General features: G+C 59.9%; 11 protein-coding genes. 6 read left to right on the top strand and 5 right to left on the bottom strand.

Going from position 1 to position 14,783, the window contains the following annotated elements; all coding sequences use genetic code 11:
- From L0H65_RS04700 to L0H65_RS04680, 5 genes are all read right to left on the bottom strand, one after another.
- A partial coding sequence (locus L0H65_RS04700) for a TatD family hydrolase (RefSeq protein WP_301457675.1) occupies positions 1–545 on the bottom strand: 545 nt, incomplete at its 3' end.
- A 6-nt stretch (positions 546–551) separates the two neighbouring features.
- A complete protein-coding gene (locus L0H65_RS04695) occupies positions 552–1,691 on the bottom strand; it encodes a DNA polymerase III subunit delta' (RefSeq protein ID WP_301457674.1) in 1,140 nt (379 codons plus the stop codon).
- Positions 1,688–2,320, bottom strand: coding sequence for a dTMP kinase (tmk, locus tag L0H65_RS04690; protein ID WP_301457673.1), 633 nt, complete (start codon positions 2,318–2,320; stop codon positions 1,688–1,690). The genes L0H65_RS04695 and tmk overlap by 4 nt, the downstream gene beginning before the upstream one ends.
- 1 nt (position 2,321) lies before the next feature.
- A complete protein-coding gene (locus L0H65_RS04685) occupies positions 2,322–3,476 on the bottom strand; it encodes a D-alanyl-D-alanine carboxypeptidase family protein (protein ID WP_301457672.1) in 1,155 nt (384 codons plus the stop codon).
- Between the two features lie 20 nt (positions 3,477–3,496).
- Positions 3,497–4,336: an SPOR domain-containing protein gene (locus tag L0H65_RS04680; RefSeq protein ID WP_301457671.1), complete on the bottom strand. Its 840-nt coding sequence runs from the start codon at positions 4,334–4,336 to the stop codon at positions 3,497–3,499.
- 277 nt (positions 4,337–4,613) lie between these two features.
- Here L0H65_RS04680 and L0H65_RS04675 point away from each other — a divergent pair, with 277 nt between their 5' ends.
- From L0H65_RS04675 to L0H65_RS04650, 6 genes are all read left to right on the top strand, one after another.
- Entirely contained in the window at positions 4,614–6,248 is a 1,635-nt protein-coding gene (locus L0H65_RS04675; protein ID WP_301457670.1) for an FMN-binding glutamate synthase family protein, read from the top strand.
- Positions 6,249–6,546: 298 nt separating this feature from the next.
- Positions 6,547–9,165: a bifunctional lysylphosphatidylglycerol flippase/synthetase MprF gene (gene mprF / locus L0H65_RS04670; protein WP_301457669.1), complete on the top strand. Its 2,619-nt coding sequence runs from the start codon at positions 6,547–6,549 to the stop codon at positions 9,163–9,165.
- A gap of 373 nt (positions 9,166–9,538) precedes the next feature.
- The gene (locus tag L0H65_RS04665) at positions 9,539–10,549 is read left to right on the top strand and encodes a tyrosine-type recombinase/integrase (RefSeq protein ID WP_301457668.1); all 1,011 of its coding nucleotides are present in this window, start codon (positions 9,539–9,541) and stop codon (positions 10,547–10,549) included.
- 146 nt (positions 10,550–10,695) lie between these two features.
- Positions 10,696–10,956, top strand: a complete 261-nt coding sequence (locus L0H65_RS04660) for an AlpA family transcriptional regulator (protein ID WP_301457667.1) — start codon at positions 10,696–10,698, stop codon at positions 10,954–10,956.
- A gap of 148 nt (positions 10,957–11,104) precedes the next feature.
- Positions 11,105–14,071 carry a hypothetical protein gene (locus L0H65_RS04655; protein WP_301457666.1) on the top strand — a complete coding sequence of 989 codons (2,967 nt, stop codon included), beginning with the start codon at positions 11,105–11,107 and terminating at the stop codon, positions 14,069–14,071.
- A 159-nt stretch (positions 14,072–14,230) separates the two neighbouring features.
- Positions 14,231–14,458, top strand: coding sequence for a hypothetical protein (locus L0H65_RS04650; RefSeq protein ID WP_301457665.1), 228 nt, complete (start codon positions 14,231–14,233; stop codon positions 14,456–14,458).
- The last annotated feature ends 325 nt before the right edge of the window (positions 14,459–14,783 follow it).

Genomic DNA, 14,783 nt, shown 5'->3' with positions numbered 1-14,783 from the left:
TAGAAGCCAAGATCAAGTGCTGCGCGCGCAAGTTCCGCGCTGGAGGAAAAGCAATGCATCACGCAGTTATAAGCGCCGTTGTGGTATTCCTCCGTCAGGATGCGCGCCATGTCGTCGTCCGCTGCTCGGGCATGGATGATCAGCGGCAGCCGGGTTTCCCGCGCCGCTGCGATATGGACATGCAAGCTGTCGCGTTGCGCTGCGGCACTTTCGGCGGTGTAGTGATAATCAAGCCCGGACTCGCCGATGCCGACAAGTTTCGGGTGGCGGGCAAGTGCCACCAACTGGTCAACGCTTGCCATCGGTTCTGTTGCCACGCTCATCGGGTGGGTCCCTGCGGCGTAGAAAACCGAAGGGTTGCTTTCGGCAATCGCGCGGACGACGGGCTCATTCTTCAGCTTGGTGCAAATCGTGACCATGCGCTTGACGCCTGCGGCATGCGCGCGGGCGATGATATCCGGCAGTTCGCCCGCAAAATCCGGGAAATCGAGGTGGCAATGACTGTCCACGATTTCCGGCGCAACCTCTGGGGTTTGTTCGGTCATCTCCGCCTACCTTTGGACGAGGGTTCCTGCCGTCTCGTCGATCTGTAAAAGCATATCCATGAGAAGGGCGGCGGGGTCAAGGTTGACCGCCCGCCCGCGCCGCGCCCGCGTGCCAAGGCTTTGCGCCAGATCGGCCCATAAGCGGGCAGCCTGCGGATTGGGGGAAAGACGCGCGATCAGTTCGGCCTCACCCTTTGCGGCTTCGGGAGGGCAAAAGCCAATGCTGCCCGCGCGGGCAAGACGCGCAAGGAACATATCAATCAGCATCAGGATCAGATCGAATTTTTCCTCATTGCCGCGCCCCGCCCCCTGATCAGCCAGCGCCAGCGCGCGGGTGCGGTCAAGCCGGGGCAGGGTGGCAAACAGCGTGACAAGACCCGCATAAACCCGCAACCCGTCAAGGTTCATGATGCGGATCGCCTCCCCCACCGAGCCGCCCGAAAGCTCCGCCAGTGGCATCGGATCATCGGGTGCATCGCCGGTCGCTGCAAGGGCGGTTGCCATATCGGCCGCGCCAAGCGGAGAGAGTCGCAATTCCCGACAGCGCGACCGGATGGTCGGCAACAGGCGCGACGGTTGATGGCTGACTAGCAGCAGCGTCACGTTGGGCGGCGGTTCCTCCAGCAGTTTCAGCAGGGCATTGGCGGCGGCGATGTTCATCTCATCCACCGCGTCGATGATCGCGACACGGCGGCCACCATCAGCCGCAGACAACGAGAAGTAGTTTTTCATCTTGCGAACCTCATCGACCGAGATCACAGATTTCAACTTGTTTTTCTCGTCATCCCAAGCGCGGCGCAACAGGAACAGGCGCGGTTCAGACAGCGCCAAAAGCCGATGACAGACCGGGTGATCGGCGGGGATTTCAAGGCTTTGCGGCTTCGGCGGCGCGAACATGCCACCATCATCGTCGGGTGTCGCCAGCAGGAAGCGCGCGATCTTCCACGCCAGCGTGGCCTTGCCAAGGCCCAACGGTCCGGTAATCATCCAGGCGTGATGCAGTTTGTCGGCGTTGAACGCATCCAGAAAGACCTGTTCCGCTGTGTGATGCCCGATCAGCAGGGTGGTTTCGCGCGGATGCGCTGCACCTGTTACGCGGTCAGGCTCCGGCCGATCCTCCGGCGCGGTTTTCGGCGCGCGGCTCATGCCAACCTCAGAAGCGTTGCTGTCAGCACATCGGCGGCAACCGCTTCTGCTTCGCGCGCGCCGTCGATCACGATAAAACGCGGCTCCACTCGCGCCAGCGCAATGAAGCCTTCACGCAGCCGGGCCTGCATGGCGCTGCCCATATCTTCAAACCGTTGTTCCAGCCCGGCGCGGGAAACCGCGCGGGAATGGCCGGTTTTGGCGTCAATGTCGATCAAAACCGTCAGGTCCGGCTCCACCCCGATCATGCGGGTATGCAACTCATCCACCATTGCCCGCAGGTCTGCCCCATCACCGCGCTGAATGCCCTGATACATCCGGGTGCTGTCGGCAAAGCGGTCGGTTATCACGATGTCACCGCGCAGAAGGGCGGGGCGGATGGTCTTTTCCAGATGATCGCGGCGCGCGGCGGTAAACAGCAGGATCTCGGTTTCCGGCGACCAGCGCGCGGGATCCCCTTCCAGCACCAGGCGGCGGATTTCCTCGGCGCCTGGACTGCCGCCGGGTTCACGGGTCAACAAAACTTGGTGCCCAAGTCCGCGCAAAGCATCAGCCAAAAGCCGCGCCTGCGTGCTTTTGCCGGAGCCGTCGATGCCTTCGAAACTTATGAACAGGCCAGCCGCCGCCATATCAGGTTGCAGGTTCTGCCGTCTTGGCAAAGCGGGCGTAAAGAACTGTTGCAGCCTTTTGCACCCGCTGCATGAAGCCAGCCGGGCCGACGGCATTTTCTGTCAGCAAAGCGACGCGGCGCTCCGGCAGGCCCGGCACGGTGATGACCAGATTGGCCACCTCCGCCCCCACCGCAATAGGCGCTTGCAACGGGCCGGTATAGCTCACCTCGGCTTTCACACCATCTTGCACCAAGGCCGGCACCAACATGGAAACATCTTCCGCCGTGACCAGCCCGACCGTCGCCGCATCGCCAAGCCAGACATTGGCAACCGCCACCCGCTGACCGGCTTTGACCACGGTTCGCAGCACGAATTGCCGGAACGCCCAACTCATCATCCGGTCCGCTTCCTCGGCACGTTCCTTTTCGGAGGTTAGTCCGGTGATCACGAAAATCACCCGCCGATCCCCCTGCTTGGCGGAGCCGACAAGACCATAGCCCGCCTCCTCGGTGTGGCCGGTTTTCAACCCATCCGCGCCACCGCCGAGCTTCAGCATCGGGTTGCGGTTGTGTCGGTTTGCCGGGGCGCGGTCAGCGAAATTGAACTCGGTTTCGGAAAAGATCGGGTAATATTCCGGAAATTCCGTGATCAGGCGCCGCGCCAGAATACCAAGATCGCGCATGGACATGCGTTGCGCCGCGTCGGGCCAGCCCGACGCATTGGCGAAATGCGAATTTGTCATGCCAAGTGCGGCTGCGCGCTGCGTCATCTGCGCCGCAAAGGCGTCTTCCGTTCCCGCCAAGCCTTCGGCAACCACCACACAGGCATCGTTGCCGGAATTGATGATGATCCCGTGCAGGAGTTGTTCCACCGTCGGGTGATCGCGTTCATTCAGGAACATGGTGGAGCCGCCCATGTTCTTGGCACGGGTGGAGACGTTGAACGTGGTGTCCATTGTCACCCGCCCGTCACGAAGCGCCTCGAACAGCATGTTCAATGTCATCAGCTTCGACATCGACGCCGGGGGCAGTTGCACATCGGCGTTCTTGTCCATCAGCACGGTTTGTGTCGCCATGTCATAAACCCAAGCCGCCGTCGCCCGTGTTTCGAACGCCTGAGCTTGGCCGAAGAACGGCAGCAGGAACAGGGCGCAAAGAAGACGTTTGAACAGCATGTAGGGTCCTTTCTGTAGGATCAGCGCGAGACGAAGTAGGCGTCCGAGAAGCCGAGCCCTTTGACTTTCGACAGTGTAGCAGCCCGGCTTGCAGCGTCGGTTGGCCCCGCCGTCACACGCCAGAAGGTTTTGCCTTGGCTGCTTTCCTTGGAAACCTTGGCGGGGACTCCGGCTTTGGACAACGTGGCTTCGGCGCGTTTGGCGTTGGCTTCCAGACTGAAGATGCCGATCTGGATCAGGGACTTCCCGCCGCCTGTCGCAGGTTTGGCGGCGGTGGGCTTGGGTGCGGCGGGTTTCGGGGTTGCGGTTGGCGTTGTCTCTGTTGGCTTGGCATCTACCTTGTCCAGCCCGGCGCTGGCTACCGCGTCAATCGATGTGGTTTTCACCGCTTCATTCTTGTCAAGGATCGGGCGCGCCGCATCCGGCACCGTTGCCGGGGCTTCCTCACGGCGCAGGGCGGTGACATTGATCTTGGTCGGTTGCCCGGCCAGAATATCAAGCGCCGCCGCCGCATCGGAGGAGATTTGCAGCTTCGGGCCGGGGTTGATCCGCTCACGCCGGAATAACGCCGCGATCACAAATTTGCCATTGGACGGGTTGCGCAGGATCACGCGCTCCGGATCCACCGCATCGGGTGAAGCAACCCAAACACCGCCAAGCGAAGGGCGGCCATCCCACAGTGCGCTGTCGGTGACCTGAAAGACCTGCGGTGCCTCAACATCGCGGTCCACCAGACGGGTGGAGGTTTCACTGGCAACACCCGCTTCCGGATTGTCGTTTTCTGTCAATGCCTTGTCATTGGCTTGGCAGGCTGAAAGACCAACCGCCGCCGCTGTCGTCAATAGAAAAACCCTAAGCATTGCCCGCACCATTATTTGCCCCTACTGCCGCACGAATTCTGTGTCGCGCTTTGATCGAAGCATCCGCAGAACGGCACCATGCCATGCCCGCGCATGTTTCGCTTCGGCGCATCATATCCGCAAGGCGCGTCGGTGGGAAGTGCCGCGTCCCAAATCGGCAAATTTTGGTATTGGCGGGGCTGCACGACACCGCAGGCAAGCGGTGAGGGATGCGGGTTGACGCTGTGGCCGAACGGCGCGACGGTGATTGCCTTCGCATGACATGAAGGGAACGCCGATGTTTGATCTTTTGAAACGCGCGATCATTCCGCTTGTTGCCCTGATCCTTGCGGTGTTCGCCCTGTTCAACGGGTGGCTGTGGTTTGCGCTGCTTTGCCTTGCCGTGGTGGCCTTGGGTGCCTATGACTTTTTCCAGCGCGACTGGACCATCACGCGAAACTTCCCGGTTGCGGGCCGCATACGCTGGTTGTTCTATCGCCTGCGCCCCTATCTGCGCGCCTATATCGTTGAAGATGACTTGAACGGCACGCCCTATTCCTTTGATGCGCGCAACCTGATCCATGCGCGGGCGCGCGGCGAAACCGATACCCAGGCTTTCGGCACCGAGCGGGATGTGGAGGCGGCGAATTATCACTGGGTTAGCCATTCGATCAGCCCAGAGCCGGACCCGGATCGCAGCCCCCGGGTGACGGTCGGCAATGCGCAAACCAAACAACCCTATTCCGCTTCCGTGCTGAACATCAGCGCGATGAGCTTTGGCGCGCTGTCCGCCAATGCGGTGCGGGCATTGAATATTGGTGCAAAGCAGGGTGGGTTTTACCATGACACCGGGGAAGGTGGCCTGTCGCCCTATCATCTTGAGCACGGCGGCGATGTGGTCTGGGAGCTCGGTTCCGGCTATTTCGGTGCGCGCGATGCGCGCGGGCATTTTGACCCGCAGAAGTTTCAGGACGCGGCAGCCCATGATGCGGTGAAGATGACCGAGATCAAGTTGAGCCAGGGCGCAAAGCCGGGTCATGGTGGGTTGTTGCCCGCCGCCAAGGTGACAGAGGAAATAGCAAGGATTCGCGGGGTGCCTGCGCATCAGGATTGCCTGTCGCCACGCGGCCATTCGGCGTTTTCCACTCCGATCGGGATGATGGAATTTGCGGCGAGGATGCGCGATCTGTCGGGCGGCAAGCCCGTGGGGTTGAAGCTGTGTATCGGCCAACCGCATGAGCCCTTTGCACTGGTGAAAGCGATGATCGAAACCGGGATTTACCCGGATTTCATCGTGGTTGATGGCGGCGAAGGCGGCACTGGCGCCGCGCCGGTCGAACTGTCCGATTGGGTCGGGATGCCGTTGAAGGATGGGCTTGTGCTGATGCGCAATGCTCTGGTCGGCGCAGGTGTGAAAGACCGGGTTCGGCTTGCCGCGAGCGGCAAGGTCTATTCGGGCATGGGCTTGGCGCAGAACCTTGCGATTGGTGCCGACTGGTGCAACGCCGCCCGCGCCTTCATGATGTCGGTCGGCTGTATTCAGGCGCAACGCTGCCATTTGGGCACCTGCCCAACCGGTGTCACCACGCAAAATCCGGGTCGCCAACGCGGGTTGATCCCGCAGGTTCAGGGCCAGCGCGCCGCACGTTTCCACGCAAAAACCGTGGAGGCGCTGTCCGATATCGTTGCCGCCGCCGGGTTCAAACATCCAAATGATTTGCAGCCGCATCACCTGATGCACCGCGTCGGCCCGGAAAAGGCGGTGCCTATGGACCGGGTTCATAGCTTCCTGCCCGCTGGCATCTTGCTGGAAGAACCGGAGGACACCGAATATGCCGATTGGTGGGCCGCAGCACAGGCGGACAGTTTCCGCCCGGCGATTGATCTGGTGCCGGTCCGGGCGCAGCGCGACGCCCATAAACCCGCCATGTAAGCCGTGTTCAGGTCAACGCGGAAAATGAGCGTACGGACATTCCAAAAAAATCCTGTTCGGGGCGAACGCACAGCGGGAGGAATGGCTGAAACCGGTAAGATCGTTGCTGCGCAACACTTTCCTGCGCTGAGCACGACCGGAACCGACCGCCCTTGGCCGATCCGGTCTTGCGGCAGCAGAACACGCGGGAAAGACCGGCGGGAATTCCGTGGTTGAAAATTCAGGGCTTTGCGTTTCCCTGCGACTTCGGACATTAAGGACATGGCGTGTCGCCGATGACGAAAGCACAGCAGACCGGATGACCGAAACACGCTTCACCACATTCGTCAGCGCGCTCTGGCAACGGACAAAGCACATCGCGCCGGTGGTCGTGACATTGACACTGTTTGCGGCAGGTGCCGCAGCACTTTATCATGTGCTGGCCCCGGTGCAGCTTTCACAGGTGATGGCGCAGGTGCGGGCAGTGCCCTTCACCACGATGGGGGCCGCGCTGTTGACGACGCTTTTGGGGTATCTGTGCCTTGTCGGCTATGATTGGTCGGCGCTTCACTACATCGGTAAACCGCAATCGGTGGCGGTGACGATCACCGGTGGGCTGCTTGCCTATGCCTTTGGCAATACAATCGGGCTGGCGGCGATTTCCGGCGGCGCGGTGCGATACCGGATTTATTCCGGGCTGGGTCTGGACGCCTATGATGTCGCTGCCGTGTCGACCTTTGCGGCGGTCAGCTTCGGGGTTGCTGCGAGTCTCGTGGGCTGTGCGGCCCTGGCGTTGCATCCGGGGGCGCTGGGAAGCCTGTTGCCGCTTGCACCATCGTCCTTGCGGCTGCTGTCGCTGCTTGCGATTGTGATCATCACGGTGCCGCTGCTTTGGACATCCATCAGCCAGAAATCCATCACGCTCGGCCGCTTTTCGCTGCGCGCACCCTCGCTGCCGGTGGTGTTGGGGCAGGTGGTGTTTTCACTGGGCGATATCGCATTCGCGGCGCTGACGCTCTACATCCTGCTGCCGCAGAGCGACCTTGGCTATCTTGCCTTCGTTGCTGTTTTCGCGGCTGCGGTCATGGCGGGGGTCATCAGCCACGTCCCCGGCGGCATCGGCGTGTTTGAAACCGTGGTGCTGGCCGCGTTGCCAGCCTCAATTCCGGTCGGGCAGGCGGCGGCAGCACTTTTGCTGTTCCGCATCACCTATTTTCTGGTGCCCTTCCTGATTGCGCTGATCGTGCTTGCAGTGTTCGAGGCACTGGTCGTTGTGCGCGGCAGCGGTGCAAGGAGGCAAACCGGCCGGATCATGCAGGCCATTGCACCCGCATTGCGCGCGGCAGGGCCGATCATCCCGCTCGCGATCGCTGGCATGGTTTTCGGTTCCGGCATCCTGATGTCGTTTTCGGCGCTGGTGCCGCCCTTGTCGAAGGCGTCGGAGGCGACAGAGATGCTGTTCCCGTTGGCCTTTGTTGAAGGTGGCGCACTGCTTTCCAGCCTGCTCGGTGTCGGTCTGGTGATCCTGTCACATGCACTTTACCGGCGCAGCAGTGCTGCCTTCGTGCTGACGCTGGCGGCACTTGGCGTCGGCATGGCGACGGCCCTTGTCAGCGGGCTGGATTATGAGCGGGCAGGTGGGTTGGCCCTGGTTGCCGCGATCCTGCTGCCGTTCAGGTCAGAGTTTCGCCGCCGCTCCAGCCTGCTGCATGAACCGCTTTCGCAACATTGGCTGCTGTTGCTTGGGCTTTTGGTTGTGTCGTGCAGCTTCGTGCTGGTCTTCACTGCCAAAAGTACGGCGTTTTCGAATGAGATTTGGTGGAAATACGCGGTGGATGCCCATGTACCGCGGGCGTTGCGGGCCGGTTTGCTGGGGGCCGTCTCGCTTTCGGCGGTGGTGCTGGTTCTGTTGATGCGCGCGCCGCGGGTGATCCCGAATTTGCCTGATGCTGTGACGCTGGCCCAGGCGCGCGCCATCATCGCCCAGACCGCAGAGCCGGAGGCGGCATTCGCGCTGAGTGGGGATAAGGCATTGATTTTCAGCGACGATGGGGCTGCTTTCATCATGTATGCGGTGCAAGGCCGGTCATGGATCGCGCTGGGTGGGCCGGTTGGCCCCGATGACAGCGCGCAGGAAGTGGGTTTTGCCTTTACCGACGCCGCCCGCGCTGCTGGCTCCCGACCGGTGTTTTACGAAGTGTCGGTTGAAGCGTTGCCCCTGATGCTGGATCTGGGCATGAACCTGTTCAAGATGGGCGAAGAAGCGGTCGTTGACCTGCGTGGGTTTTCACTCGATGGACCCGAGCGCAAGAAACTGCGCAGCGCGCACAGCCGCGCCCTGCGCGACGGGTTGACGCTAACCCGCGTTCCGCCGCCGCATGACCCAGAATTGCTGAGACGGCTGCGAAGTGTTTCTGACGGGTGGCTCGCCGAGAAACACGCATCGGAGAAGGGGTTTTCCGTCGGGCGGTTTGATGAGGCGTGGCTCAACCAAGGTGATCTGGCGTTAATCCGGTATCAGGGCGAGGTGGTGGCGTTCGCGAATATTCTGACCGGGGGCACGCAGCAGAATGCCGCCATCGACCTGATGCGCTATACCGATGCTGCACCCAAAAACACGATGGATTTCATGTTTATCGAACTGATGTTGCAACTGCGCACGGGCGGTTTCACCCAATTCTCACTCGGCATGGCGCCGTTGTCGGGGATCGACGCGGGGCCGAATGCGAAAACATGGAACCGTCTGGGCGCGATCGTTTACCGCCACGGCGCGCATTTCTACAATTTCAAAGGCTTGCGGGCGTTCAAGGAAAAGTTTGATCCGGAGTGGCGGCCCCGCTACCTCGCTGCTCCCTCCACCATCGCACCGATTGTGCCACTGAAAGATGCCAGCCTGCTGATTGCGGGCGGTGCCAAAGAGCTGCTGCGGCCAAAATGACGCCGGGGTTTGGCTGGAACTGGCGGTGCGGAAATGGTGCCCCCATACGGATTCGAACCGCAGACCCTCTGATTACAAAGAACTTACTGATGAAACCGAGCACACCGGAATACGTCATAAAAACAAGGTAAAGCACTGTTCTGCAACGAAAAACATCTGGTCAACCTATAGTTGTATACCGTAGTATGCCGTTACTGAATGTTGCAGAGGATGTTGCAGAGAAATGCCAAACCATAGCCTGACCAAACGCCCGGACGTTGCGAAGATCAAACCAACCCCCGGCAAGACAATCATGTATTCCGACCCTTCGATCAAAGCCGACCCTGATGCGCGCGGCATCCGGCTTGCAGTCGGCGCGACCACGAAGACGTGGGTGCTGTCAAAGCGCATTAATGGCAAGGTGCGCTCCATCACACTTGGCGCATGGCCATACTTGCCCACCGTCTTCGCCGCCCGTGATGTAGCGGTCGAAAAGATGGAGGCTGTCACCACCCGCACGGACGCCGCATCGACCGGCATCAACACGCTGGGCGATGCGCTTGAGTCCCATATCAGACGCTCAAATGCCTCTGAAAGAACAAAAGGTGAATACCGGACGCAAGTGCGCAACAACATGGCCGATTTGTTCGAGATGAAGATCGAAGACATCACGCTTGATCACCTTGAGGCAGCAGTTATGCGCCACAAAGGCGTTGCCACTCAGAAACACCTAGCCCAGATCATCCGAACGTCGTTTAAACGTGCGGCTGCTGTCCGCCGCTGCTTCAATGTCGCGGACGATCTGAAAGTCGATACCAAGACCTACCAGCCCGACAACTCGGTCAAGTTCGACGCGGATGAGCGGTGGCCTGCCCTCGATCTAATTGAGGCGAAAAGGGCTTCCAACCAGATCATTGCAGCCGCCTTCGAGTTGATGCTGTTCACGGGCCTCCGCGCCGGAAACGTAATTACCCCGCGCTGGGACGATATTGATCTCACAGCGCGCAAGCTCCGGGTCGCACGATTGAAGAACGGGCGCGTGGGTATGTTCCCCTTAGCTGACCGCGTTGTCGCCTTGCTTGAGGCGCTGCCGAAGCACAGTGAATGGGTCTTCCCGCAGCATGATACCGAGAAACATATCTACCACCCAGACCGATTGTCAGACGGCGGCAATGTCTTGCGCCCGCACGATTGCCGCCGCCTGTTTACGACTGCCGCCCGCCGCGCTGACCTGCCCGCATACATCATCGACCAGTTGCGCGGTGACGTGGAGAAAGGTGTGCAAGGAATCTACGATCAGGGATCGGCAGCGCATCGGCACGCCAACGCCATCGCGAAACAGATTGAGGTGGAATGTGGGGCAGTACCTTCTTCGAATGTTGTCCAGATCGGAGGCAGGCGCTAATGTGGTCACGCGTCGGTGTCGCTGTGCGGCTGAACCAACCGGCGTGACCATATTCGATCCATCAGGGGCTGGTGGCGGATCGTATGAAGGCATCCGCCAGCACATCAACAGGCCTGCGTCTAATCTGAACGTGAAGGAACCTGTCGATGGAAGAAATCACACAAGAAATCCGTGCGCTTCGTGATGAAGTGCGCGCTTTGCAGGTCAAGCAAAAGCTGCCTGACCTCATGACGCCCGCGCAGTGCGCGGAATACCTGAACCGTTCCGAGGAAGTGCTTTACCTCTGGCGCAAGGAACGCAATGCAGGCGCACAAAGCGGCCCGCCATTCCTGCACATATCGAGCCGGACAATCCTGTATGATCGGGAGGACGTTCTCGATTGGGCGCGTTCTCATCGTGTGAACTGAAAAAGGGACGAAGTCGCTATAACCTCGTCCCTCTGTCGGATTCCATCAAAGCAAAGCGAACCCATCGCATCAACAACTCGCTTATATATCATGCTTTGATGGAATCCGACCAGAAAACAAGGTAATAGCGTCTGCAAGGAAGAAGCAGATGCAAATTTCACGTGTTTATGGTATTTCGAAACCGAGTATTCGAAAAATTCTTCGGCCCGATGGCACGGAGGTAAAGAAGCAGTTGCCTGACGGCTCCGAGGTGTCACCGATTGACTGGCCGACACATTGGTATGGCACAACCCGCGATGTGACAATTGACCAGATTGCCTCGCTATACGAGGGCATCCAGCCGCACGAATGTCTCGTGCTCGGCGGCACGTCAGACGGTCGGAACGTCACTGATATGCGCCGCACCGATTTCCGGCTCCCGCCAGCGGACATAATGGTACTTGATGTGGACGGTATGCCTTACGTTGAAGGCCATTCCGACGAAACGCTGCGCGCCGATCCCGAAGGCACCATTCGCGCTCAACTCGCCACGATGATGGGAACGGCATCCGTTGGGGTTGTGCCTACTATCGTGGCACTATCTTCCCGAGCCGGGTTCACAGGTGATTTCCGGGCGCATGTCTGGATCAGCTTGTCAGGCCAATATGCAGCGAAAGACATTGCCGAATGGCAGCGAGCGGCTCCGGTTGAATATCTTGACGCAGGCATTTTTCAGGCTGGGCGCGTGTTATTCGCGGCACCGCCAGAAGTTGACGTTGACCCATTTCCTGTCCGCGTTTTCGAGATTGCGGGCGACCCTACGATGGGTGTTCCGCTTCCGGTCAAATCGACCGAAGGCCTTGTCGAACTCAAGCGGCAATTCAGCCGAGGCAAGCATAGCATCTACAAGATGAACACAGGCCCGCTCCACGCCGGGGAAGGTGGCGTGTCGGGGGAATGCTGGAATTTCATTCTGTCTTGCAAGCGTTCCGGCATGTCGGAGGACGACGCGATTGCTGCACTCCATGACGAGTTCACCCGGCTTGAAGTTCCATCTGCGACATGGAAACGGATGCGCAAGGCGATTAGCGGCACGCCTGACCCTGCGTTGGGCGAAGCGCGGCGCATGTTTCGCGACATGCGCGCGGGCGAGAGCATGGTTTACGGTGAACCTGCCTACCGCGAGCCGGAAACAACACTGTCCGCAGCGTCTGAGGCGCTGAGCCGCGCTGTGCGGGAGCAAATTGATCTGGATGGCGTGTTCCTGAACAAGGTCACATTGGGCGTCGGAAAGACCCACGAGATCGTCGAGCTTGTCACGTCGCGGGATGTGAAGGCGCTGATCCTCGCCCCCAACCATGAGCGGTGCGCCGAGATCGTTTCTCGCCTGAACGATGCTAGGGAGAAACGACTGTATGATGCCTTTGATCAGGTCGGCCAGTTTGACGAGATCGAGGAACACTATCTTGAACGGCCTTGGGCCTCGTGGCGTGGGCGATCTGCCGATGGCATGTGTTCCCGTCTCGACGCCGTGAACGCCGCGTTCCGGGCCGGTGTGTCGGTGCATAAGCATATCTGCGGTTTCCCGTCCTTGGACGAGACTGAGGAAGTGAAAAGGTGTCCGCGTTTCGCATCCTGTGCCTATGCCGATCAGGTCATGAATTTCTGGCGCTATAACTGGGTCGCGCCGGTCGCCATGATCTCGCACCTGTCGCGGATCGCTTCGGATGCCGATGTGGTGATCATCGACGAGGGCTGTGCCGAACGTCTGGCTGGAAACAAGCCGGTCCTGCTTGAGGATCTACTTGCGCCGCGCCCGGACCGCCTCAGTGAACTGTCGCGCAAGGCGCATTGCGATCTACTGGACGACACTCGGACGCTGACCTTTGACGAAGTTCAGGAAGCCCTTGAACTGGAATACGAAGCGAAACCGTCGCCCCATGTTGAACCCGACATGACCGACGAGCAGATCATTGCGAACTGTGAACCGGGATCGTATCGGGCTGGCTGCGTGTCGATCTGGAAGGCGATGCTTGCCCGCATGGAAGGCGGTGAAAATCATCTGCATGTCTTCGCCGAAACCAAGAAAGACGACAATGGCGAGGAGTTCACGCGCTGGTGGGCCGATGTAGCGTGGAGGCGCAAACCGCGACTGCTCGAAAAGGTGGATACCGTGCTGCTTTTCGATGCCACGCCCAACGAGGTTGCGTTGCGGGCGCACTGGCCAGAGATCGAGGTGTTCGAGATCGAAGCACCTAAACTGAATACGCGGGTGGTGCAGGTCACGGATGCCGTGGGCAAGCGGTCGCAGTTGATCAATGATCTCCCGAAGACGGACCCGCAATTCAAGGTCGAGGAAACGCGGGTGAAGAAGGCGCGGGCGCGGCTGGCTTCATGGCTCTTGGCGCAGCCGGGATATACGGTCGTGGTCACGAAGAAAGATCATCGCGAAGCCATTGAAAAGGAGCATCGGTTCAAGCGCGTCGTGTTCGCGCACCACGGAGCAGTTGAGGGCAAGGACGTTTGGGACTTTCCAGATGGCAAACGTCTGCATGGGGTGGACGTTGATAACTTGGTTGTCCTTGGTCGGAATGCACCGCCACCTTATGAGCTTGAGGCGATTGCGCGGCGGCACCATGCAGACGAGGACGCCGTGAAAAAGATGGGATGGTATCGCACCGAGAATTGGGAACTTGGCGGCGGCGTGGCCGGGTATCGGTTGCGCCATGACGATCCGCGCGTGGATGCCGTGTTGAAGAATGTGGCCGTCGATAGCCTGATGCAGGCGGTCGGGCGGATGCGGTCTGTGCGCCGCGAGAAGATGGGCCGGGTGTTCATCATGCACTCGATGCGGCTCGACATTGAGGTGGACGAATGCGTTTCAAGCGCGGAAGTGATGCGTCGGGTTGGCGATGTGACGCTGCTGTCGCCCAAGGAAGTTGATCGTGTTTTTGGTGGCGGGGGTGCAGCAACGCGTCGTGCGCTCAAGCACGTTGAACCAACTCACAAGTATCGCATGAAGGACAAGGCGGCGCAGCCGAAGCCGTATCTGTGCGCGATTGCGGCGGGTGCGGACGTGGATCAGTGCATGGCTGACTTGGGCGCGGTTTGGTGGGAAGCGGTGTCGGCGGGGTAAATGCGCACTTCTCTTATACAGTACTATAGTAGAGAAGTGCGCAGTTACTGGTTCAACCGTATAAGACGCTGCCCCGCGCGGGCTTTGCTCCTGAAAGCGCGGTTGGGTAGCGCAGTCGTTGTTGCGATGATCTGCTGACACTTACAGCAGGATAATGCCATGACCGACTACCTATCGCCTTTCTGGAACCGCTACGGCGGCTGGAACATGACTGACCCGAAGTACATCTTGGAATGGTACGCCACGCGCCACGACAAGGATCATCCAGATCGCTGTGCCGAGACGGACGACATGTTCCGGCGTATGTATGAGGATATGGTCGAGTATACGCGGCTGGTTCGCGATCCGAAGACGCGGGATAGCGTGCCGCATTACATGGGCGGGTGATGCCACGAAGCGTGCCACTGTCACTCGGGGCGGTCTATCCGTGATACGTCAACAATGCTGACATAGTTTGCGACAGACCAATTGATTGACGATCAATCATGCCGGTGAATTGCACTTGCTCATCAAGCGGTTGGTGTCGCTCTGCAACAGTGCTGCAACATCAAACAGCGATCAATTCGCATATACATACCAACACCTTTTAGGACCCCCTCCCGCTGACGTGGAAACCCGGCCCCACAGTCGGAAAGATTTCAGCAAAAATCTATGACCGCCCCCAATCGCCATCACAGCCCCCGCCCGCTAGGCGCGTGCGGCGCAACGTGCC

The sequence above is a fragment of the Pseudorhodobacter sp. genome (assembly GCF_030452865.1).
Lineage (GTDB): Bacteria > Pseudomonadota > Alphaproteobacteria > Rhodobacterales > Rhodobacteraceae > Pseudorhodobacter.
This window is presented reverse-complemented; position numbering and strand designations above follow the sequence as displayed.